The organism is Bacillus sp. TL12, from assembly GCF_022625245.1.
Taxonomy (GTDB): Bacteria; Bacillota; Bacilli; order Bacillales; family Bacillaceae_G; genus Bacillus_A.
Map to the genome: position 1 here is coordinate 251,999 of NZ_JAJJBY010000002.1, position 21,130 is coordinate 273,128.

Here is a 21,130-nt window from a genome sequence, read left to right on the forward strand (position 1 = left end):
GAAATAAGGCGGGATTTTGAATTATGGAAAGACAAATTTATTCATTTTGCTGCTTTGTATTGTTTGTATCTGTTTTGTCTTTAAAGAAAGCCTCCCAACTAATGACACTAAGAAAAGTGAGGACAATAATGACAAAAGCTTTCATGACTTTTATGCTCCTTTCAAAATCTATTTTTATTTATTATATGGTATAAATGAGTAAATTTACAAAATAAAAGAGATAAAATGGAATCCATTTTATCTCTTTTTATTTGTGTTTACTACATGCTTAATGCTTTTTTCCCCATGTAATTGTAACTGCTAATAAATTTGCTTTTTGGAATTTTAGCCCCTTTGCCACGTCGAAGAGGGTCATTAATATATACATAATCATTATCATACCCAGTGACTAACACGGCGTGCATATCAAAATCAGCTTGGATAACTTTTCCTGATGAAGTTTTCCAACTTTTTGGAGCTACAGGATGTGAAAAAGATGCTGTAATCCAAGTTACAACCGGTTTGCCTTGTGCTACTAAACGCTCAATTTTAGAAAAATCAGATCCTGTTAAATTGATGCCACTGCTTGTATAACGGTCTAATACTTTTTTTAATGGAGCTGGATCAATTGAATATCCAGGCGATATACCTTTGACATCCCCAACAAATCCAACCGAAGGATCTCCCCATATTAAAATAGATCCAGCACCTCTAACCATAGGTGTAGAATCAACAGGTAATTGATTCGCTAATGTTAGCTTGTCTACATTATATCCATGATATTTTAGCATCATTTTCATTGAAACAACTTCGCATCCATTACGTAGTTCAGGTAGTTGGAAAATCATTGGAGCATCTAAATACACAGACTCTTTTTCATGACTCCATCTGCATATAAGTAATACCATTTTCCATTATCTTGAATCCATCCAGTAGCCATATCACCACCATTATGAAGATAGTACCAGTTAGCACCGTCAAAATACCAACCTGTACGCATGATGCCATCGTGAGCAAGAAGATACCATTTTCCGTTCACTTTCGTCCATCCAGTAGCCATATCACCGCCGCTATGAAGGTAATACCAGTTAGCGCCGTCAAAATACCAACCTGTACGCATGACGCCATCGTGAGCAAGAAGATACCATTTTCCGTTTACTTTCGTCCATCCGGTAGCCATATCACCGTCGCCATGAAGGTAGTACCAGTTAGCGCCGTCAAAATACCAACCTGTACGCATGACGCCATCGTGAGCAAGAAGATACCATTTTCCGTTTACTTTCGTCCACCCGGTAGCCATATCACCGCCGCCATGAAGGTAGTACCAGTTAGCACCGTCAAAATACCAACCTGTACGCATGACGCCATCGTGAGCAAGAAGATACCATTTTCCGTTCACTTTCGTCCATCCAGTAGCCATAGCACCATTGGTATGAAGGTAGTACCAGTTACCTTGATCATTTTTCCATCCTGTTACTTTCGCACTATTTGAGTAATAGTACCAATTATTCCCTTCTTTAATCCAGCCTTCTTTTTGGTTATTCTCTTCTTTGTTTGTCTCTAATTCCGTTTTATTTCCTTGTGTTTGTGCTTTTATAGTAGGAGCTAGATTGTTTTCTTGCGTTTGCTCTTTTTTATCGGTAGTTAGATTGCTTTCTTGAATTTGTCCTTTTTTATCAGGGATTACATTATTTTCTTGAATGCGCTCTTCTGTATCAGAAGTTAGATTGCTTTCTTGAATTTGTCCTTTTTTATCAGGGGTTACATTATTTTCTTGAATGCGTTCTTCTGTATCAGAAGTTAGATTGTTTTCTTGAATTTGTTCTTTTTTATCAGTAGTTACATCATTTTCTTGAATCTGTCCTTTTTTATTTGGATTATTACTGATGCGCTTTCCCCTCAGATACATTTTGAGTAAGACGATACCAAAGCCATAGATCATTAATGATGGAGGCAAGGTTTGCGATTTCAGAATTGAGCATACAGGAGATTTCAAAGTTCTCTTCGTTATTTAAACGATGTTGTTTTTGATTAATATGACATTCAAGTTCTTTTATACGATCAGGAATTTTCCCGCGAATTTGTTCCCATTTTAATAAAATAGCATGTTGCAATTTTTCGGGAATATCTTCCCATTCTTCTTGTAACTCAGGTACTTCTATTCCTAGGTGTTCATCGTATATAAAATATTGTTCCATATAGACACCCCCATTTTCTGTTTCCATTGTATCGAAAAAAAGAGAGAAGTTCGACGAAATTGTTTGAAAAATTTTTGCGAATATCTCTTGATTCATTTTATAAAAGGTGTTAAAGTTTGAATTAATATAAATCATAATGAATATTTATTCTTTAGGAGGATATAAAATGGAGAAGAAAAAAGTTGTGTTAGCATATTCCGGAGGTCTGGATACTTCCGTTGCAATTAAATGGTTACAAGAGAAAAATTACGATGTTATTGCACTTTGCTTAGATTTAGGAGAAGGTAAAGATTTAGAGTTCGTAAAAGAAAAAGCAATTTCAGTAGGAGCTGTTAAATCTTACATGATTGATGTTCAAGAAGAATTTGCGAATGAATATGCATTGATGGCTCTGCAAGGTCATACGTTATACGAAGGGAAATACCCACTTGTTTCTGCATTGTCTCGTCCGTTAATTGCGAAAAAGCTAGTAGAAGTTGCGGAGCAGGAAGGAGCAAGTGCAGTAGCTCATGGTTGTACAGGAAAAGGAAATGACCAAGTTCGTTTTGAAGTTTCTATCCAAGCATTAAATCCGTATTTAGAAGTGATTGCGCCAGTACGTGAATGGAAATGGTCACGTGAAGAAGAAATTGCGTATGCAAAAGAAAATGATGTGCCGATTCCAATCAATTTAGATAGTCCTTTTTCAATTGACCAAAACTTGTGGGGACGTAGCAATGAATGTGGGATTTTAGAAGATCCATGGGCAGCACCACCAGAAGATGCATATGAAATGACATTAGCACTAGAAGATACACCGAATAAACCGGAGTTTGTAGAAATTGGCTTTGAAGCAGGTGTACCAACAACATTAAATGGTACTTCTTATTCGCTTTCTGAACTAATCAAAACGTTAAACACTCTTGCTGGAAAACATGGTGTTGGACGTATCGATCATGTGGAAAATCGTCTTGTTGGGATTAAATCGCGTGAAGTATATGAATGTCCAGCAGCAATGACATTACTTACATCGCATAAAGAGTTAGAAGATTTAACGCTTGTAAAAGAAGTAGCTCATTTTAAACCGATGATTGAACAAAAATTAACGGAACTTATTTATAACGGTTTATGGTTCTCGCCTTTAAAACAAGCACTTGTTGCATTCTTACAAGAAACACAAAAAACAGTAACAGGTACAGTGCGCGTGAAATTGTTTAAAGGTCATGCAATTGTAGAGGGACGTAAATCAGAGTACTCTCTATACGATGAAAAATTAGCAACATATACAGTGGATGATGAGTTTAACCATGATGCAGCAGTTGGCTTTATTTCTTTATTTGGTCTTCCAACAAAAGTATACAGCCAAGTGAATCAGAAGAAGGTGGAAGCGTGAGCAAACTTTGGGGTGGCCGTTTTACAGCAGAAGCAGAAGAATGGGTCGAGGAGTTTGGAGCTTCTATCTCCTTTGACCAAAAATTAGTGGTAGAAGATATAGAAGGAAGTATTGCCCACGTTACAATGCTTGCGAAGCAGGGGATTGTGACAAAAGAAGAAGCAGAAAAAATTAAAGAAGGTTTACAACATTTACTAGAAAAAGCGAAAGCAAATGAATTAACTTTTTCAGTAGATGCTGAGGATATTCATTTAAACATTGAAAAGATGTTAATTGAGCAAATTGGTGAAGTTGGTGGGAAACTTCATACAGGAAGAAGCCGTAATGATCAAGTTGCGACAGATATGCATTTATATTTACGTAATAAAGTGAAAGATATTATAAAGGCAACGAAACAATTGCAATCTGTTCTTGTTCATCAAGCAGAGAAGAATGTTGAAACGATTATGCCAGGATATACACATTTGCAGCGTGCGCAACCAATTTCGTTCGCTCATCATGTGTTTGCATATTTCTGGATGCTAGAGCGTGATGTAAACCGCTATGAAGATTCACTCGGGCGCATTAATATGTCTCCGCTTGGTGCAGGCGCACTTGCGGGAACAACATTTCCGATTGATCGTGCGTATAGCGCAGAGCTTCTCGGTTTTGACGGAATCTATGAAAATAGCTTAGATGCGGTAAGTGACCGTGATTTCATATTAGAGTTTCTTAGCAACTCATCTATATTAATGATGCATTTATCACGTTTTTGTGAAGAACTCATTTTATGGAGCAGTCAGGAGTTTCAATTTATTGAAATGAGCGATCAGTATGCAACAGGAAGCAGCATTATGCCGCAAAAGAAAAATCCTGATATGGCTGAACTTATTCGTGGTAAAACAGGGAGAGTATACGGAAACCTATTTAGTTTATTAACGGTAATGAAAGGTTTACCACTTGCTTATAACAAAGATTTACAAGAAGACAAAGAAGGAATGTTTGATACAGTGAAAACAGTAGAAGGCTGCCTGCATATTATGGCTGGCATGCTAGAAACGATGACTGTAAACAAAGAAAAAATGGGGCAAGCTGTAAAACAGGACTTCTCTAATGCAACAGAAATTGCTGATTACTTGGCAAGCAAAGGACTTCCATTCCGCCAAGCGCATGAAATTGTCGGGAAGCTCGTTCTTCATTGTACACAAAAAGGAATCTATCTATTAGATGTACCGCTAGAAACATATCAAGAAATGAGTCCGTTATTTGAAGAGGATTTATATGAAGTTCTTTCACCGTATGCAGCGGTAAAACGTCGTAATAGTGCAGGTGGGACAGGGTTTGTTCAAATCGAACAAGCGCTGGAAAAAGCGAAGGTGTTAGTAGGAGAGACAGTAAGTTTATAAGGATGTGAAGAGGGTAATATGTTCTGTATAGGAGCATATTACCCTCTTTTTTGTATATATCATATTTTTAAATAGATACTTAGCCTAATATTGAGTTTTCTATATTTTAGGAAATGAATATGGTATCCTTTTATAATATAGAGAAAAAAGTTCAACCTTTTTTGCTGTTGATTATGAAGGATAATTGTACTTGATAGGAGCATGTATGAAAAAGATAATTTTTATTCTTGTACTACTAATTAGTTTAAGTTTTAACGTGAAAATTTTTCTGGTAGATAAATATATGTATGTAGGAGAACGTGAAAAACGAGAAGAAGCAATTATGTTAACAATGTGGCACTTACAGGAAAAAGGATATAAAGAAAGTGATATTTTATCAATAAAACCGGCCTTTTATAGTAAAGAAGGTTCTTATGGTATGAATGTAATGTTTAAAGATGAACCTAATGAGTCGTATACGTATAAAGTTTGGCGGGATTCTAAGACAAATAAACCCTCTGTTCATCAACAAACAAATGCACCAGGTGGTATGGGCGGAAAACACCAAGAGCTTAAATAGTAAAGAAAGTGTTGAGTGGATACTTGAACTTTGAAGTGTAAAATCGGTGTAAATAGAATGATTTCTCATGAACATGAGAGGATACTAAGCTCCATATAGGAGCAAAGTATCCTCTTTTTTATTACGAGAAAAAATAATAAGTGTGTTAAAGGGGAAAGGAGTTTCGTAATCTAAAGTTGAAATTTGGATAGATGGAAAATTTAGTAATGTAAGGAGCGTTCATAATGCCAGCTTATTAAGTAATTTACCTCAAATGAAATTCAAAAAGAATAGGGAGGTAATACTATGTTATCTATAAAAGATATTGAGCTCCAGATCGAAGAACAAGTGCAGAATAAAGCAGTGCCGGGGTTTGAAGATCAGTACTATCCTTGTTTTCCTATCACCGCTTCCGTATTTTACGCAGGAGAATATGGTCTTCTTCGGTTTGCAAAGAATACAAGCGGGTCTCCAGTCTTATCGATTCAAGATGCATGGCATTTGGAATATGTAGGAGAAGAAGTAAAGATAAAGTGAAACTTAAATCAGTGGGGATTTAGCCCTCACTGATTTATTGTTTTTATACTTTTAGACTACGTGCATGCATTATTTTATAGATATTTTCAATGATTAAAAAATGATGTTTCTCATGTATCGCTAAAAGTTGAATAGCTTGAATGAGGTTTAGATACTTAGCGATTGGATCAAAAAATACAATGTGCCCTGCAATGTTTTCTTCTATATTTTGAACGCATACTTTGATTGCATTTGTTTCGTTTACTAGCAATTGTTCTAATTCTTTTCCGTTCATAGCGTAATAGATTTTTTTGGGTGGTACTAAAATCCAAGGTGCTTTCATTCCTCGCCCATGTTTTTCTTTGTACTCTGCATAGATGTCATGTATGTCAGTTGTAAACGGGGCATTTCTTCTTATCTTGGCATAGGGAAGAAGTGTGAAAGAAAACTTAATTGCAACTTTTAGCATTTTTGCAATTAAGTACAGGTGGTAGAGATGTTCTCCAATTGACCATTGCACATTTTTATTTCGATGCCATAGTTCTTCTTGCGGAAGTGATTGTAGTTTAGGGAGAAATCGAGATCTTTGTTGATGTAATGTGCGAAAATGTTTGGATATACTTTCGGATTTCATTTAACGGAACCCCCTATTTAGTTTTCCTAATTATACCATTATTATAATTGTTTTGTATTTTGGAAGGGGAACCTATATTAAAACAACTCTTCATATAGGATAGTACGTTCGAAAATTTAACTTTACTGTATCGCCATCAACGTAAAAAAGGAGAGCGCACTATACGATATATCCTCTTTTTTAGAAAACATGTTCACATAAAGTTGGCTTGTCAATCTGAAAATACTATGGCAGTATATAAGGACCATCCCTATTTTTCGTGAATTTTAAGTTCGTAATTGTTATGGTTACGAAGCTATAAAAAGGGAATTGACAGTAATTTTTATAATGGAGGAAATGAAAGAATATGAAAACTTTACCAAATTGCCCGAAATGTAATTCAGAATATACGTATGAAGATGGAAGTCTTTTTGTTTGCCCAGAGTGTGCACATGAGTGGGCTTTAGAATCAGATACTGAAAATAGTGAAAATAACAAAGTTGTAAAAGATGCAAATGGAAATATTTTAAACGATGGTGATGCTGTAACAGTAATCAAAGACCTTAAAGTAAAAGGGACTTCGTCCGTTATTAAAATAGGTACGAAAGTAAAGAGTATCCGTTTAGTTGATGGAGATCATGATATCGATTGCAAAATTGACGGTTTTGGAGCTATGAAATTAAAATCTGAATTTGTTAAAAAGGCATAAGGATAAAATTATAGATAAGTGATTGGAAAGACGTTCAGTAAAGTAGTGTTGCCGCATAATGAACGTCTTTTTCTTATGAAAAAAGAGGTTATACAATCGTATAACCTCTAAATGAGTGTAATGTTATGACATTTTTCCTTATTCATATTTATGTCTATTTTCTGTAATACGAATATACTCAATATCCATTAAATCACGTAGTAATGCACCGTGGCTTAGCTCAACGCCGTGCTTTTCTTTAAAATGAGAACAGATTGTATCGAGCATTTCAATTTCTTCATCATTTACATCTAAAATAATTCGTTCGTGATCTCCCATTTAGTATTCCTCATTTCGTTTTTTCTTAGCGTAACCGAAACTTACTTATTGTATAACAATATCTGTATTTTATATGTTAATGTTTTATTATTAGGATGCTAAAAGTAAGGGAGAGGTGGAGTTGTTTTATAGGGTTGTCATTATTTTATATACGGCTATTATGCTTAAATATGCTTTTCCTACCATTGTCACTTTACAATATATAAAACCTACGTATATCGCTCTTTTTATTTTTTGTATATTTGTAATGGATTGTTGTATCTCACTCTTGATATATAGAAAAAAGCAGGAACAAAATGAACAAGAGAGGAAACGGTCAAAGCGAAAGAAAATATTTTGGATGATGACATATGTTTTTGTTTTTCCAATAATATTGAGTTTTGTAAGTGAACGTATAGCAGAAAAAGGATTCGATTTAAAGCTGGGAGCGACAATGTTTTTCTACTATTTCTTTTTTCACTTTATTCCTTATATGAGCGAAAAGGCTGGGGAAGATGAGGATCCTTTTGAAAAAGATATAAAAGAACAAGAAGATAAAATGGTAGAAGAAGAAATAGAGCAACTTGCCAAACAAAAATGGTATTTCAATTCAACACTCATTTTCATTCTTTGTTTGGTCACACCACCAATTGGTTATTTATATGTATTTCTTTTACGAAAAAAAATGACATACTATGCGAAAATGAGTTATTTGACACTTGCAACCATTACAATGGGATTATGGGCAATGAAGTTTTTGCCGTCATTCTTATATGCAATTGTCATAGTTTGTATAGCATGCTTTGTATTTATCGGGAAATATGTAAAATAAACAACACCAAGTCCGTATCAGACTTGGTGTTTTCTCTATTTATTAAAGATCACCTTGCTCTTCTTCACCACGAACAACAAGGACATCGCATTTCGCATAGCGAATAATATGTTCAGAGACGCTACCGATTAAGAAGCGTTCTACTGCGTTTAAACCAGTTGCACCGCACATGATTAAGTCTACTTTATGTTTTGGAGCGATTTCTTTTGAAATTTTAGATTTTGGATTACCGAATTCTAATACAAGTTCAACTTTTTCAAGACCAGCTTCAGCTGCAGTTTTTTTGTAGTCTTCTAATAGATCTTCTGCAAAAAGGTTTGCACGCTCAGCAATTGCTCTGCTATATGCTTCTACTGCAGAGTATGCTTTTACATCAACGATATGAGCGATTGTTAATGTTGCGTTGTTACGTTTTGCGACTTGAATTGCTTTTTTAAAGGCTTTTTCTGCTTCTTTGGAACCGTCCACTGCAATTAAAATATTTGTATATGTATTATTCATAGTAGATTCCTCCCAATTCATTTTTATAACCTTTTACAACTTAATTATAAAACAAAATATGGTAACGTGCTTGTGGAAAACGTTACAGAATTTTGAAAAATTTATTTCGATTCTTTTTAGTTGTAATTGCAGGGAGAACTTGTTACATATTGAGTATAGGAATAAAAAGGAGGCTATTTTTGTGAGACACGCGCTCATTACAGCCGGTACGAAAGGTTTAGGAAAGAAAGTAACAGAAAAATTATTGGCTGAAGGATATTCAGTAACTGTAACATATCATAGTGATATGCGTGCTGTAGAAACAATGAAGGAAAAATATAAACATCTAGAAGAACGTTTGCAGTTTGTACAAGCGGATGTCACTAATAAAGAAGATTTACATAAAATAGTAGAAGAAGCAATCGGCCGCTTTGGCAAAATCGATTTTTTAATTAATAATGCGGGTCCTTACGTATTTGAACGTAAAAATTTAATTGAATACGAAGAAGATGAATGGAGTGAAATGATACAAGGAAACCTAACAGCAGTGTTTCGTTTAGTAAAGCTTGTCGTTCCGATTATGAGAAAACATCATTTTGGCCGAATTATTAATTATGGATTTCAAGGAGCAGATAGTGCACCAGGCTGGATGTATCGTTCGGCATTCGCAGCTGCAAAGGTAGGACTTGTTTCGTTAACAAAGACAATTGCTTATGAAGAAGCAGAGTATGGCATTACATCAAATATGGTTTGCCCAGGCGATATCATTGGTGAAATGAAAGAAGCAACGATTCAAGAGGCGCGTAAGATGAAAGACATTAGGACGCCAATTGGTAGATCTGGGACAGGTGAAGATATCGCTCGTACCATTGCATTTTTATGCGAGGAAGATTCCGATATGATTACGGGCACCATTATAGAAGTAACAGGTGCAGTTGACGTCATTCATAGATATCGACAAAAATAGATAAAGTGAAACTTCCATCATTGGGAGCTTTATCCCCAAATGATGGTTAGTTGAACCAATCGGGCATTTATGGACAGTGTATCCCCCACCTAAATTTGGGGCTTTTTCATCTTGAGAGGGGGATATTACTGTCCGTTAATGCGGGGTAAAATCTATCGGAAAATTCGCATTATTTTTTGTCAAATATTGAGATATTATGTTAAAATATAAGAGTGTAGAAAGCGCTTTAAAAAATGATTCAGGGGTCATTTCATAACTCAAGGGGGAATTAATAATGCGTATCGGTATTCCAACAGAAATTAAAAACAATGAAAACCGCGTGGCAATGACGCCAGCTGGTGCTGTACATTTGGTACACAATGGTCATGAAGTTTTTGTTCAAAAAGGCGCAGGTTTAGGATCTGGCTTTACAGATGAAGAATATGTACAAGCTGGAGCAAAACTTGTTGAAACTGCTGAAGAAGCATGGAATCAAGATATGGTTATGAAGGTAAAAGAGCCAATTGCAAGCGAATATGGTTACTTCCGTGAAGGTTTAATTTTATTCACATACTTACACTTAGCTCCAGAACCAGAATTAACAAAAGCTTTAATTGATAACAAAGTAGCATCAATTGCTTATGAAACAGTACAATTAGACAATCGTTCTTTACCACTACTTGCACCTATGAGCGAAGTAGCTGGTCGTATGTCTGCACAAATTGGTGCGCAATTCCTTGAAAAAACAAAAGGCGGAAAAGGTATCTTACTAGCAGGCGTTCCAGGGGTAAAACGCGGTAAAGTAACAATTATCGGCGGTGGTCAAGCTGGTACAAACGCAGCCAAAATTGCAGTTGGTTTAGGTGCTGACGTAACAATTATTGACTTAAGTGCAGAACGTCTTCGTCAATTAGATGACATTTTCGGTAACCAAGTGAAAACTTTAATGTCTAACCCTTACAACATCGCAGAAGCTGTAAAAGAATCTGATCTTGTAATCGGTGCGGTATTAATTCCAGGTGCAAAAGCGCCAAAACTTGTAACAGAAGAAATGATTAAATCAATGGAACCAGGTTCTGTTGTAGTAGATATCGCAATTGACCAAGGTGGTATTTTCGAAACAACTGATCGCATTACAACTCATGATAACCCAACTTACGAAAAACATGGTGTTGTTCATTATGCAGTTGCAAACATGCCAGGTGCGGTTCCACGTACATCAACTCTTGCATTAACAAACGTAACAGTACCATATGCAGTACAAATTGCTAACAAAGGCTACAAACAAGCTTGCCTAGGTAATACTGCATTATTAAAAGGTATTAACACATTAGATGGCTATGTAACATTCGAAGCAGTTGCAGAAGCTCACGGTCTACAATATGCTGATGCGAAAGAGCTGCTAGAAAAAGCTCCTGCTTTATCATAATAAATATGAGACGAAGCCCTCCTTATGATAAGGAGGGCTTTTTTGTTAGTTAAAAATCTATCAAAATGGAATTTTTTTCTTGTTAATACAATTCCTCTTATGATAGTTTGTAATTGTATGCGGAAAATAAGAGAGGGAATGTCATGGGGAGAAAGAGTAGGAAGAAAAAACAGATAAAACGGCAGAAATATATAAAGAAAAAGCAAGAACAGAATATACCATTTCAAAAGAAATTGGCTCTTCGTATAGAGGAAATTGCTAGGTATATTAGTATGGTTTTATATGTGATTTTGTGTATGTATTTGTTAGGTGTATTTTATCAAATAGAGATAAGACCTGAATTTTTGGAAGATATCTTTCAGGGCATTGCTTTTTTTGCACCATTCGGTCTGTTTTTTGTAGTGTTTGATAAAGTATGGCCAAGCCGTGAAAGTAGAAAAGATAAGAAAAGAAAGCAGAAAAAGAAACGCTCTTCCAATTCCTCAAGTGGATTTGTAAACTATAGCGATAATGATTGTAGTAGTGCAAGCGATAGCGGGGGTGGAGATTGCGGAGGTGGCGGAGATTAAAACTGAAAGTAATTTCCTTTGAAGTATTGTATTCTTCAGAATGACGAAAGATAAAAATAGATTTTGAAAAAACAAGAGCACTAGAATGGAATAGGACGTCGCAGGAAGGGGCATAGCAATGAATTTAGCGAAAGAACCAGAAGAAAAAGTACAAGAAAAAAATGAACTGAATGAGATGCAAGATGCAATTATTAAATTAGAAAAAAGTGTACAAGAGTTAAAAGAAGAGGTGAAAAGGGTACGGAAGAAGAAATAGGAAAAAGATATTGATTTTGGAACGATCGGCTTTTGGGTTTGTATGATGATTATTGCACTTGGATGGTTTTGGGGGAAATAGTTAATAACTAGGGGATGAGAGAAGGATGGAGAAAGTAAATCTTTTAGAACTCACAAAAGGTATTACCGAGCAGCATAAAAATTTTGTTGTATCAAATGTGAATAGTCACTGTTTACGAATTGCTGTGTTTACGGGGGAATATGATTGGCACTTTCATTCAAACTCGGATGAGCTATTTATCGTGTTAGAGGGAGAACTATTAATTGATTTTCAAGATAGGGACACAGTTATACTAAAACCGAACGATTCTATTTTAATTCCAGCAGGTACCATTCACCGAACTAGAGCTTTGCAGCGAACGGTTAACCTTTGTTTTGAAAATTTAGATGCGGATACTGTTATTGTGGAGAATGTATGAAAAAGTTAGCACTAGTAGAATATGATACGATTCTTCCAGTTTTAGAAAAGGATAAACGGACAGCTACTTTTGCCTATGCAGTATGTAATCGGATAATAGATGGTGAAATCTTTGTAAATGAGAGGTTAACAGCGGGAATAATTGCGACTGCTAATGGTATTTATTATTTGTTTGGAGATACATATGATCAGGAATTTCAACGTACTTTGTTTTCTTACATTGAAACTGAAATTTTAACACAGAGGAAACGATTTACGCTCTTTACTTCTAGTAAAGAGTGGGAGATGGTTATTGAAAATTATTTCAATGATTCTTTTAGGAACATCACTCGAAAAAAACTGCTATTTCAGAGGAATATCTTTGAAGAGAGAAAAAGAGAATTAGATGATTTTACGTACCAGATTATGCGAATCGATACAAATGTAATAGAAAAAAGTACTGAATTTACAGAGCAGTATTATAAAGAGTATTGGAAATCAAAAGAAGCGTTTTTAAAGCATGGCTTTGGATTTTGTATGATTCAAAGTCAAAAAGTAGTAGCTGAATGTGTTTCGATTCTTAGAGGGCATGACTTTGCTGAAATTGATATTGCAACACATCCAGATTATCAAGGAAAAGGACTTGCTCGGTTAGTCGCAACTTATTTTATAGAACATTGTATACAAAGTGGGATTACGCCGTGCTGGGATTGTAATATGGACAACATTCCTTCACAAAAGTTAGCTAGTAAACTAGGTTTTGGTCATTCGATAGAATATGTTTTATATGTACGAAAAAAGATGGGGGAATAAACATGAACATCGAATTAACAAGATTCAAGGTAAAACAAGGTAAGAGTCATCGCATTGATGAATGGATGAAACTTCTCAATAATCATATGAAAGAAGTGCTTTTGACATTAAACGACGAGAAAATGTATGTAGAGACAATTTTCCGGGAAATAAGAGATGGTGAAGAATACCTATATTGGTATTCTGTCCAAGGAGAAGGCGGGACGGATGTCGAAAGCTCTCAGCATGAAATCGATAAAAAGCATTTAGAGTTTTGGTATGAATGCATTGATGAAGAAGCACCGGCAGTTGATATGAAGACAGAAGTTGTCATGATTCAAGATGTTGTTAAAGAAGCGATGAAGTAATAGAATAGTATTCTTTGTATGTAGTAAGAAAAGCGCATCGAAATAGATGGGCTTTTTTGTCTGCAGAAAGTTTTTTCTGCTTATAAAATAATTTCTATTAGCGCGATGAATATCGTGGTTATTTTGCGTTACTAGTAATCAATAATGTACGATTAAATATAGTTAAAAGGGACATCATATATATAGATGTAAGAGGTGTAACAGTTGAGAAACAAGGATTATCAAAAAGTAATTAGAATAGTTAGAAAATTTATGTTATAATATGGGAAAAGGGGGCTGTTATGAAGCAAATACATGGAGCAATCTACATCTACATAACAATGTTTTTCATTGGAGCGTCTTATGGCTTAGGTCAGTTATACTCGCATCCAATTTTAACTTTTTTGAGTGGTATATGTATGGCTATTGCGATTTGTGTACACCTTTTCTCCGTTTGGATTGTAAAGTTTCAATTGAATATTAGTGAAATGGAAGAAGGCACTTTTTGAGTGGCCTTCTTTTTTAGTAGTACCTGTTTAACTCTTTTAATAATATTTCAATTTGCTTCTCTGTTTCTTTACATATAGATAATGCTCTTAATCTAAAGAATAAGCTTCGTAAAAATGATTTTACATTTCCATATAATGTTTCATAAAGTATGATAGATAATTTTGTTTTTTGAGATTGCATTTGATTTACTAAGGAATGTAAGGATGCGATGAGTTCTTTTTCTTCTAAGCCATTTTGCAACATAGCGACAATCGGATAGACAATTCGTTCATCTTCCTCGTACTTGTAATACAGTGTATGTACATTTATTTTTTCTAATAAGGTTTGCAGTATTTCTTGATAATGTTCAGTTTCAAGCTTCGGGTTTTTAATGAGTTCATCGAATGTATCGGAAACATGAGCGATACTATGAGCCCAGCCTTGACCGTTTACATACCCGCGAAAATCATGTTCTTGCTTCATGTATAAAATTAATTTATCTTTTACTTTTAATATATCAGACTCTGATAAGAAGTTATGTTTTGTATCGGCACTTAAAATTAAAGCAATTAATAATGTTGTAAACGCCCGAGTAAATACAGCGTCCTTATCGTCAATATTTATTTTATAAAATAAATATTGCTCGCTTATACTTTGCGACAATAATTGTTGTAATCGTGTGTTTGGGATATGGTCATTCTTAATGAGATGGAAAAAGGTCGTGTAGATTAATTTATCCCGTAAGTAGCCATTTGGTACACCGATATGTTGGAGCATTGTTGAACTTAAATTATCAATATCTATAGTGGAATCTATGACGTAATGATTAGCCCTTATTTCCTCTAATTGTTTTTGAAGTTGTTGCATGAGATCTCTCCTTTTTTAGAAAATTATGTATTTAAATGTTATGATAGGAATAAAGAATATACAAGAAATAAATATTATATATATGGAAAAGAAAGTATGTATTTTCGTATCGCTCACCGCAAAAATAAGGAGGGAGTATGAGGAAAAAGGCATTTCTCTTTTTATTATTGAACATTCTTTTTTTAGTAGGATGCTCTAATGAATATGTTGTATTTTCTGGAGAAAGCAATCATTGGGATGGGAAATATTCCGTGAATATTGATGGCAATGAGGAATATGGAATTTACACATTTCGTTATAAGAATAGCGACGGAAATACAGAATTTAAAAGTTTAGAAATTGTTATTAATCAGAGTAATGGCCGAACTTCTCGGAAAGAAGAGATCCGGAAAGGAGGAAGGATTGAAATGACTTCGTCTTGTATGGGCTGCGCGGTAATTAATAAAGATGAAGCAATCACAGTTACTATTAAATGGGATAATAAGTATGAGGAAACTTTTACTTTAAAATCAAAAAATGATAATGAAAAAAGGTAGCGCAGTCGCTACCTTTTTCTTATTTTACAAACTGTAATTCTTTCGGGAATTTCGTTAAAATTTCTGATCCATCTTTTGTAATGTAGATATCATCTTCAATACGAACGCCACCTACGTTTGGTACGTAAATACCTGGTTCAATTGTGAAGACCATACCTTCTTTTAATGGTGATTCGTTGCCTGCTTTTACATCTGGATATTCGTGTACGCTAATGCCAAGCCCGTGACCTAAGCGGTGTGGGAAGAATTCTCCGTAACCTGCATCTGCGATAACAGAGCGAGCAGCATTGTCAATTTCGCCAAGTGTAATGCCTGGTTTACAAGCTTCAACCGCTTGTAATTGGCCAGCTAATACAGTGTTGTAAATGCGTGTTTGTTCTTCTGAAATATCGCCAAATGCGACTGTACGTGTAATGTCAGAGCAGTAACCATCAATGATTACGCCTAAGTCAAATAGTACGAAGTCACCGCGTTTCATTTTGTTTGCTCCTGGAATACCGTGTGGCAGGGCAGAGTTTGCGCCTGCTAATACCATTGTGTCAAAGGACATTTTATGGATGCCTTTTTTCTTTAATTCATGCTCGATGATTGCTAACACTTCTAATTCACTGCGATCTTCTTTAATTGCCTCTACACCAATTTCAACAGCGTAATCTGCCATGTAAGCTGCTTGGCGTAAAATAGAAAGTTCTTTTTCATCTTTAATTAAACGAAGTTCGCGTACTTTTTCTTCCGCAGATTTGAAAGCAGCTTTTGGGAATAATTTTGTTAATTCTTCATAGCGCTCTACGTTTAAATGTTCTTTTTCAATTGCTACTGCAGTTGCATCAATGCCGCGATCTTTCATTGCTTGTGCAATCATATCCCATGGCTTGTCTGTATCAGTAAATCCGATAATTTCGTGCGCCCAGCCAGCGTTTCGAGCTTGGCCTTCTTCCATCTTAGGACAGATTAAAATTGGTTCTTTTTCTTGGAAGACAAATAGACCGAGTAGTCTTTCGTGCGGCTCGCAATGGAAGTTTGTCATATAGAAGACGTTTGGTGTAGAAGTTATAAATGCAGCTTCCACGTTTTGTTCTTGTAGCCATTGCATTAAATTTTCTAATCTAGTATTCATAGATTGGCACCTCCGAGATTTCAGTTACATGTATTACTTTACATCGGATGAAAGCGTTATGACAAGCAAATCGCTGTTTGAAAAGACAGGAAATTGTGAAATTATGTAGAATAGAAGGTGTGAATGTAAACAAGGGAGGAATATAATGATGAAAGTATCTTATCACGGGCATTCAGTTGTAAAGATTGAAACGAATGGAAAAGTTATCTTAATTGATCCGTTTTTAACAGGTAATCCGAAAACAGATTTAAAGGCTGAAGATGTCAAGGTAGACGCAATTATTTTATCGCACGGTCATGGTGATCATGTTGGTGATACAGTAGCGCTTGCGAAGAAGAATAATGCAGTGGTTGTGGCGCCGTTTGAACTCGCGACATTTTTAGGATGGCAAGGTGTGAATACACATCCAATGCATATCGGTGGTTCACATGTATTTGATTTTGGAAAAGTGAAGTTTACACAAGCATTTCATGGGTCTAGCTATATTGATGAGGAAAATCAGACCATTACATATACAGGAATGCCAGCTGGAATTTTATTTACGGCAGAAGAGAAAACAGTGTACCATGCAGGAGATACCGCTTTATTTTCGGATATGAAATTAATCGGTTCTCTTAACAACATCGATGTGGCATTTTTACCAATCGGTGATAACTTTACAATGGGACCAGAGGATGCAGTGTTAGCTGCGGAATGGATTGGTGCAAAAACGGTTGTGCCGATGCATTACAATACGTTCCCAGTAATTGAGCAAGATCCGCATCTTTTTGTACAAAAACTAACAAGTAGTACAGGAAAGGTATTAGAAGCTGGAGAAAGTATTACACTATAAGAAAAAAACCCTTCATTTGAAAAGACAAGTGAGGGGTTTTTATGTGTGTAAAATAGGTTGAAAAGTCTGTGCTTGTTTTGGTGTTTCTTTTGTTTCTGGTAATGTTTGTTCTGGTGCCTCATTTAATTCCGTTGCAACCTTTTTACCATCAACGAAAGCTAAAAATACAGCACCTACAACTTCTAAAAATTTTTTCATTTTCATTCGCTCCTTTGTTTGATTTCTTGTCTTTATTGTACATTTGAAATCAGGGACAAACTATCGAATACGGTGACAATAGCATTACACTGTTGTAAGAATGTGACTAATGAAATGTAAGAGTCATTTTTGTTATAAAAAAAATAGTACAGGTACATAAAAGTGCAGTGTAACAGTTTCGGAAATATAGTATACTAAAAATACAGCACATGAAGAATTTAGGGAAAAGAAAGTATGGTGAAACCATTTGGCTACCAAACATAATCAAATTTTAGAACATATTAATAGCCTGCCTATAGGGCATAAAATTTCTGTACGTCAAATTGCAAAAGATTTGAGTGTAAGTGAAGGAACAGCTTATCGTGCGATTAAAGATGCAGAGAATAAAGGATATGTTAGTACAATTGAACGTGTCGGAACAATCCGAATTGAACAAAAGAAAAAGGAAAACATTGAAAAACTAACATATGCCGAAGTAGTCAATATTGTCGATGGCCAAGTGCTTGGCGGAAGAGAAGGGTTACATAAAACATTAAATAAATTCGTGATTGGGGCCATGAAGTTAGAGGCGATGATGCGTTATACAGAAGCGGGGAACTTGTTGATTATCGGTAACCGTACGAATGCGCATCAACTAGCGTTAGAAGCAGGTGCTGCCGTATTAATTACAGGTGGCTTTGATACAGAAGATCATGTGAAAAAATTAGCAGATGAATTAAAGTTGCCGATTATTTCAAGTAGCTATGATACATTCACGGTGGCAACGCTCATTAACCGCGCCATTTATGATCAGCTTATCAAAAAGGAAATTGTACTCGTTGAAGATATTTTAACACCAATTGAAGAAACGTTATATTTAAAACCTACCGATAAAGTAGAGCAATGGCATGCGTATAATGAAGAAACGATGCATGGACGTTATCCAATTGTAGATGAAAATAAAAAAGTATTAGGGATTGTTACTTCAAAAGATATGATTGGCATCGCAAAAGAAACGCCAATTGAAAAAGTAATGACAAAGCAGCCGATTACAGTAAACGGGAAAATGTCTGTTGCAGCGGCAGCGCGTATGATGGTATGGGAAGGGATTGAACTTCTTCCTGTTGTCGATGAAAGCAACCATCTGCAAGGGATTATTAGCCGTCAAGACGTACTGCAAGCACTGCAAATGATTCAACGTCAACCGCAAGTTGGGGAGACGATTGAAGATATCGTCACAAATCAATTTGTGACGCCGAAAGAAGCAAAACACGAACATAGTTATCAATTTTCTGTGACGCCACAAATGACAAGCTCATTTGGGACATTATCATATGGTGTATTTACAACTGTTGTTACAGAAGCAACGAATCGCGCTATCCGTACGCAGAAAAAAAGCGATTCGATTGTTGAGAATTTAACAATCTACTTTGTAAAGCCAGTTCAAATCGACAACGTTGTTTCTGTACATCCGAAGGTGTTAGAAATCGGTCGTAAATTTGGAAAGGTAGATGTGGAAGTGCGGCACGGAGGAGATGTTGTTGGGAAAGCGCTGTTAATGGTGCAACTTATTGATCGATAAGAATGGAAAAGAGCTGAATGAAAAATCCCTTTTTTGGGGAGATTCATTCAGCTTTTTTTATGTATACATAAAAATTGAAATAGAGATATAAAACCACTCTTTTTAGATTAGAAGAGAGGATCCGCCGAAGTGTAGAAGTGGTCAGTGCCTGTTTTAGCGCCGTGCCTAGTGAGGACAGAAGGAGAAAATAAGAGGAGGTCCTCTTTAGTTTTCGAGGCCGTGAAGTAGGCGCTTGAAAATCAGTATATATAAATGAAATGAAGGTATAAACCACTCTTTTTAGGTTGGAAGAGAGGATCCGCCGAGGTGTAGAAGCGGCCAGTGCCTGTTTTAGCACCGTGCCTAGTGAGGACAGAAGGAGAAAATAAGAGGAGGTCCTCTTTAGTTTTCGAGGCCGTGAAGTAGGCGCTTGAAAATCAGTATATATAAATGAAATGAAGGTATAAACCACTCTTTTTACGTTGGAAAAGAGGATCCGCCGAGGTGTAGAAGCGGCCAGTGCCTGTTTTAGCACCGTGCCTAGTGAGGACAGAAGGAGAAAATAAGAGGAGGTCCTCTTTAGTTTTCGAGGCCGTGAAGTAGGTGCTTGAAAATCAGTATATATAAATGAAATGAAGGTATAAACCACTCTTTTTAGGTTGGAAAAGAGGATCCGCCGAGGTGTAGAAGCGGCCAGTGCCTGTTTTAGCACCGTGCCTAGTGAGGACAGAAGGAGAAAATAAGAGGAGGTCTTCTTTAGTTTTCGAGACTGTGAAGTAGGTGCTTGAAAAGCAAAATATATAAATTGAAATAGAGATATAAAACCACTCTTTTTAGATTAGAAGAGAGGATCCGCCGAGGTGTAGAAGCGGCCAGTGCTTTTTTAGCCCCATGCCCAGTGAGGACAGAAGGAGAAAATGAGTGGGAGATCTTTTTTGGTTTCATAGCCGTTACTGATATGTAGGGACATAAAAAAGCGATACATATTCCCTTCATTTGGTAATTAAATTGTAGTATAATTGAATTATCAGATAATTAATATATAAAAAGAAAAAGGATGGTGTTCCATATGTCATCAGAGTTGCTCTTTTTTGGCGGTGTTGCATTATTTTATTTTCTTGCGATGATACCGATCCAGTATCTTTACATTGAAGGTTTAAATGAACAGAGACAAAGAACAAGACGTTCACAACAAGAACTATATAAAAATATGTCTTTTGAGGAAGAACAATTACATTTTCACGTGCAAGGAAACCCTTTTAATATACCACCTGCGCTTGTTGCCTATTTGATTTTAAAAATAAAAAATCGTAAAAAAGCATCAGCATGAATGGCTGATGCTTTTTGCATGATTACATTGTTTCATAGGCCTCTGCTTCCTCTATTGCAAGAGGTGAGAAGTATTTATATTGGCGGAATCCATTAAAAATGCTTGCCCCACCAAATAAGACAAATAAGATACCGACGATGATACGCGCGGTAGAGAGCTCTAAGAAAAACTGATTTGCACCAAATAACGCAACGAATACGCCAAGCGCCATCCCGGATTTTCCAGCAAGCCATCCTTTTTCCATCGGACGATTTGTACGAAAATATTTTGTTTTATAGAAGAGGTACAACATAAATGAGACGATAATACAAAAGACTAATACTGGCATAATACAATCCTCCATTATTTTGTATATAGGTAAATCTCAATAAACCCCCATCTTTTTAGGCGGAAGAGAGGATCCACTCAAGCATAGAAGCGGTCAGTGCCTGCTTTGGCCCCGTGCTAAGAGAAAATAAAGAGACATTATCGAAACTTTCACACTATTATTATAAAGCAATTCTTTCTATGTATAAATTGTTTTACGTTATAATGAAAAATAAAGTG

General features: G+C 35.8%; 28 protein-coding genes. 18 read left to right on the forward strand and 10 right to left on the reverse strand.

Annotated elements, in window-relative coordinates; translation table 11 throughout:
• Nucleotides 1–260: 260 nt before the first annotated feature.
• From LOK41_RS03245 to LOK41_RS03255, 3 genes are read right to left on the reverse strand one after another with little or no spacing between them, the layout of a single operon-like run.
• A complete protein-coding gene (locus LOK41_RS03245) occupies nucleotides 261–887 on the reverse strand; it encodes a C39 family peptidase (protein ID WP_241815210.1) in 627 nt (208 codons plus the stop codon).
• Complete coding sequence (locus LOK41_RS03250; protein ID WP_241815211.1) at nucleotides 836–1,888, reverse strand: hypothetical protein; 1,053 nt, start codon at nucleotides 1,886–1,888, stop codon at nucleotides 836–838. Before LOK41_RS03250 ends, LOK41_RS03245 begins: the two co-directional genes overlap by 52 nt.
• Nucleotides 1,860–2,177 carry a radical SAM protein gene (locus tag LOK41_RS03255; RefSeq protein ID WP_241815212.1) on the reverse strand — a complete coding sequence of 106 codons (318 nt, stop codon included), beginning with the start codon at nucleotides 2,175–2,177 and terminating at the stop codon, nucleotides 1,860–1,862. Before LOK41_RS03255 ends, LOK41_RS03250 begins: the two co-directional genes overlap by 29 nt.
• Before the next feature lie 166 nt (nucleotides 2,178–2,343).
• On the opposite strand from LOK41_RS03255, the gene LOK41_RS03260 reads away from it, so the two are divergent.
• The 4 genes from LOK41_RS03260 (at nucleotide 2,344) to LOK41_RS03275 (ending at nucleotide 6,009) form a co-directional block, all read left to right on the forward strand.
• Nucleotides 2,344–3,549, forward strand: coding sequence for an argininosuccinate synthase (locus LOK41_RS03260; protein ID WP_241815213.1), 1,206 nt, complete (start codon nucleotides 2,344–2,346; stop codon nucleotides 3,547–3,549).
• A complete protein-coding gene (gene argH, locus LOK41_RS03265) occupies nucleotides 3,546–4,934 on the forward strand; it encodes an argininosuccinate lyase (protein ID WP_241815214.1) in 1,389 nt (462 codons plus the stop codon). Before LOK41_RS03260 ends, argH begins: the two co-directional genes overlap by 4 nt.
• A gap of 205 nt (nucleotides 4,935–5,139) precedes the next feature.
• Nucleotides 5,140–5,493 carry a DUF3139 domain-containing protein gene (locus LOK41_RS03270; protein ID WP_241815215.1) on the forward strand — a complete coding sequence of 118 codons (354 nt, stop codon included), beginning with the start codon at nucleotides 5,140–5,142 and terminating at the stop codon, nucleotides 5,491–5,493.
• Nucleotides 5,494–5,778: 285 nt separating this feature from the next.
• The gene (locus LOK41_RS03275) at nucleotides 5,779–6,009 is read left to right on the forward strand and encodes a hypothetical protein (RefSeq protein WP_241815216.1); all 231 of its coding nucleotides are present in this window, start codon (nucleotides 5,779–5,781) and stop codon (nucleotides 6,007–6,009) included.
• 43 nt (nucleotides 6,010–6,052) lie between these two features.
• Here LOK41_RS03275 and LOK41_RS03280 read toward each other — a convergent pair whose 3' ends face one another.
• The gene (locus tag LOK41_RS03280) at nucleotides 6,053–6,622 is read right to left on the reverse strand and encodes a DinB family protein (protein WP_241815217.1); all 570 of its coding nucleotides are present in this window, start codon (nucleotides 6,620–6,622) and stop codon (nucleotides 6,053–6,055) included.
• Between the two features lie 346 nt (nucleotides 6,623–6,968).
• Here LOK41_RS03280 and LOK41_RS03285 point away from each other — a divergent pair, with 346 nt between their 5' ends.
• Complete coding sequence (locus LOK41_RS03285) at nucleotides 6,969–7,310, forward strand: zinc ribbon domain-containing protein YjdM (RefSeq protein WP_241815218.1); 342 nt, start codon at nucleotides 6,969–6,971, stop codon at nucleotides 7,308–7,310.
• Nucleotides 7,311–7,448: 138 nt separating this feature from the next.
• Here LOK41_RS03285 and LOK41_RS03290 read toward each other — a convergent pair whose 3' ends face one another.
• Nucleotides 7,449–7,628 carry a ProA domain protein gene (locus tag LOK41_RS03290; RefSeq protein ID WP_241815219.1) on the reverse strand — a complete coding sequence of 60 codons (180 nt, stop codon included), beginning with the start codon at nucleotides 7,626–7,628 and terminating at the stop codon, nucleotides 7,449–7,451.
• 115 nt (nucleotides 7,629–7,743) lie between these two features.
• On the opposite strand from LOK41_RS03290, the gene LOK41_RS03295 reads away from it, so the two are divergent.
• Nucleotides 7,744–8,439, forward strand: coding sequence for a hypothetical protein (locus LOK41_RS03295; protein WP_241815220.1), 696 nt, complete (start codon nucleotides 7,744–7,746; stop codon nucleotides 8,437–8,439).
• A gap of 42 nt (nucleotides 8,440–8,481) precedes the next feature.
• Here the strand turns inward: LOK41_RS03295 and LOK41_RS03300 are convergent, their stop codons facing one another.
• Complete coding sequence (locus tag LOK41_RS03300; RefSeq protein WP_241815221.1) at nucleotides 8,482–8,940, reverse strand: universal stress protein; 459 nt, start codon at nucleotides 8,938–8,940, stop codon at nucleotides 8,482–8,484.
• Between the two features lie 58 nt (nucleotides 8,941–8,998).
• Between LOK41_RS03300 and LOK41_RS03305 the strand changes: the two genes are divergently transcribed.
• From LOK41_RS03305 to LOK41_RS03340, 8 genes are all read left to right on the forward strand, one after another.
• On the forward strand, nucleotides 8,999–9,886 hold the full coding sequence (locus tag LOK41_RS03305; RefSeq protein ID WP_241815222.1) for an SDR family oxidoreductase: 888 nt from the start codon (nucleotides 8,999–9,001) through the stop codon (nucleotides 9,884–9,886).
• A 274-nt stretch (nucleotides 9,887–10,160) separates the two neighbouring features.
• Nucleotides 10,161–11,294, forward strand: a complete 1,134-nt coding sequence (gene ald / locus LOK41_RS03310) for an alanine dehydrogenase (protein ID WP_241815223.1) — start codon at nucleotides 10,161–10,163, stop codon at nucleotides 11,292–11,294.
• Between the two features lie 143 nt (nucleotides 11,295–11,437).
• Nucleotides 11,438–11,863: a hypothetical protein gene (locus LOK41_RS03315; RefSeq protein WP_241815224.1), complete on the forward strand. Its 426-nt coding sequence runs from the start codon at nucleotides 11,438–11,440 to the stop codon at nucleotides 11,861–11,863.
• A 118-nt stretch (nucleotides 11,864–11,981) separates the two neighbouring features.
• On the forward strand, nucleotides 11,982–12,119 hold the full coding sequence (locus LOK41_RS03320; RefSeq protein ID WP_241815225.1) for a hypothetical protein: 138 nt from the start codon (nucleotides 11,982–11,984) through the stop codon (nucleotides 12,117–12,119).
• A 106-nt stretch (nucleotides 12,120–12,225) separates the two neighbouring features.
• A complete protein-coding gene (locus LOK41_RS03325; protein ID WP_241815226.1) occupies nucleotides 12,226–12,558 on the forward strand; it encodes a cupin domain-containing protein in 333 nt (110 codons plus the stop codon).
• Complete coding sequence (locus tag LOK41_RS03330; RefSeq protein ID WP_241815227.1) at nucleotides 12,555–13,349, forward strand: GNAT family N-acetyltransferase; 795 nt, start codon at nucleotides 12,555–12,557, stop codon at nucleotides 13,347–13,349. Before LOK41_RS03325 ends, LOK41_RS03330 begins: the two co-directional genes overlap by 4 nt.
• Before the next feature lie 2 nt (nucleotides 13,350–13,351).
• Nucleotides 13,352–13,696, forward strand: coding sequence for a DUF6176 family protein (locus LOK41_RS03335; protein ID WP_241815228.1), 345 nt, complete (start codon nucleotides 13,352–13,354; stop codon nucleotides 13,694–13,696).
• Between the two features lie 281 nt (nucleotides 13,697–13,977).
• Nucleotides 13,978–14,184 carry a hypothetical protein gene (locus LOK41_RS03340; protein WP_241815229.1) on the forward strand — a complete coding sequence of 69 codons (207 nt, stop codon included), beginning with the start codon at nucleotides 13,978–13,980 and terminating at the stop codon, nucleotides 14,182–14,184.
• 13 nt (nucleotides 14,185–14,197) lie between these two features.
• On the opposite strand, the gene LOK41_RS03345 is transcribed toward LOK41_RS03340, so the two are convergent.
• A complete protein-coding gene (locus tag LOK41_RS03345; RefSeq protein WP_241815230.1) occupies nucleotides 14,198–15,031 on the reverse strand; it encodes a DUF2785 domain-containing protein in 834 nt (277 codons plus the stop codon).
• Between the two features lie 137 nt (nucleotides 15,032–15,168).
• Between LOK41_RS03345 and LOK41_RS03350 the strand changes: the two genes are divergently transcribed.
• On the forward strand, nucleotides 15,169–15,567 hold the full coding sequence (locus LOK41_RS03350) for a hypothetical protein (RefSeq protein WP_241815231.1): 399 nt from the start codon (nucleotides 15,169–15,171) through the stop codon (nucleotides 15,565–15,567).
• Nucleotides 15,568–15,586: 19 nt separating this feature from the next.
• Here LOK41_RS03350 and pepQ read toward each other — a convergent pair whose 3' ends face one another.
• Nucleotides 15,587–16,684, reverse strand: a complete 1,098-nt coding sequence (gene pepQ, locus LOK41_RS03355) for a Xaa-Pro dipeptidase (protein WP_241815232.1) — start codon at nucleotides 16,682–16,684, stop codon at nucleotides 15,587–15,589.
• A 148-nt stretch (nucleotides 16,685–16,832) separates the two neighbouring features.
• Between pepQ and LOK41_RS03360 the strand changes: the two genes are divergently transcribed.
• The gene (locus LOK41_RS03360) at nucleotides 16,833–17,516 is read left to right on the forward strand and encodes a metal-dependent hydrolase (RefSeq protein WP_241815291.1); all 684 of its coding nucleotides are present in this window, start codon (nucleotides 16,833–16,835) and stop codon (nucleotides 17,514–17,516) included.
• Between the two features lie 39 nt (nucleotides 17,517–17,555).
• On the opposite strand, the gene LOK41_RS03365 is transcribed toward LOK41_RS03360, so the two are convergent.
• Complete coding sequence (locus tag LOK41_RS03365; RefSeq protein ID WP_241815233.1) at nucleotides 17,556–17,714, reverse strand: hypothetical protein; 159 nt, start codon at nucleotides 17,712–17,714, stop codon at nucleotides 17,556–17,558.
• A gap of 247 nt (nucleotides 17,715–17,961) precedes the next feature.
• On the opposite strand from LOK41_RS03365, the gene LOK41_RS03370 reads away from it, so the two are divergent.
• Both LOK41_RS03370 and LOK41_RS03375 read left to right on the forward strand, forming a co-directional pair.
• Complete coding sequence (locus LOK41_RS03370; protein WP_241815234.1) at nucleotides 17,962–19,275, forward strand: DRTGG domain-containing protein; 1,314 nt, start codon at nucleotides 17,962–17,964, stop codon at nucleotides 19,273–19,275.
• A 1,048-nt stretch (nucleotides 19,276–20,323) separates the two neighbouring features.
• Nucleotides 20,324–20,584 (forward strand): DUF3949 domain-containing protein, encoded by a 261-nt coding sequence (locus LOK41_RS03375; protein ID WP_174101681.1) that lies wholly within the window; start codon nucleotides 20,324–20,326, stop codon nucleotides 20,582–20,584.
• 22 nt (nucleotides 20,585–20,606) lie between these two features.
• Here the strand turns inward: LOK41_RS03375 and LOK41_RS03380 are convergent, their stop codons facing one another.
• Nucleotides 20,607–20,912, reverse strand: a complete 306-nt coding sequence (locus LOK41_RS03380) for a YtpI family protein (protein ID WP_241815235.1) — start codon at nucleotides 20,910–20,912, stop codon at nucleotides 20,607–20,609.
• Between the last annotated feature and the right edge of the window lie 218 nt (nucleotides 20,913–21,130).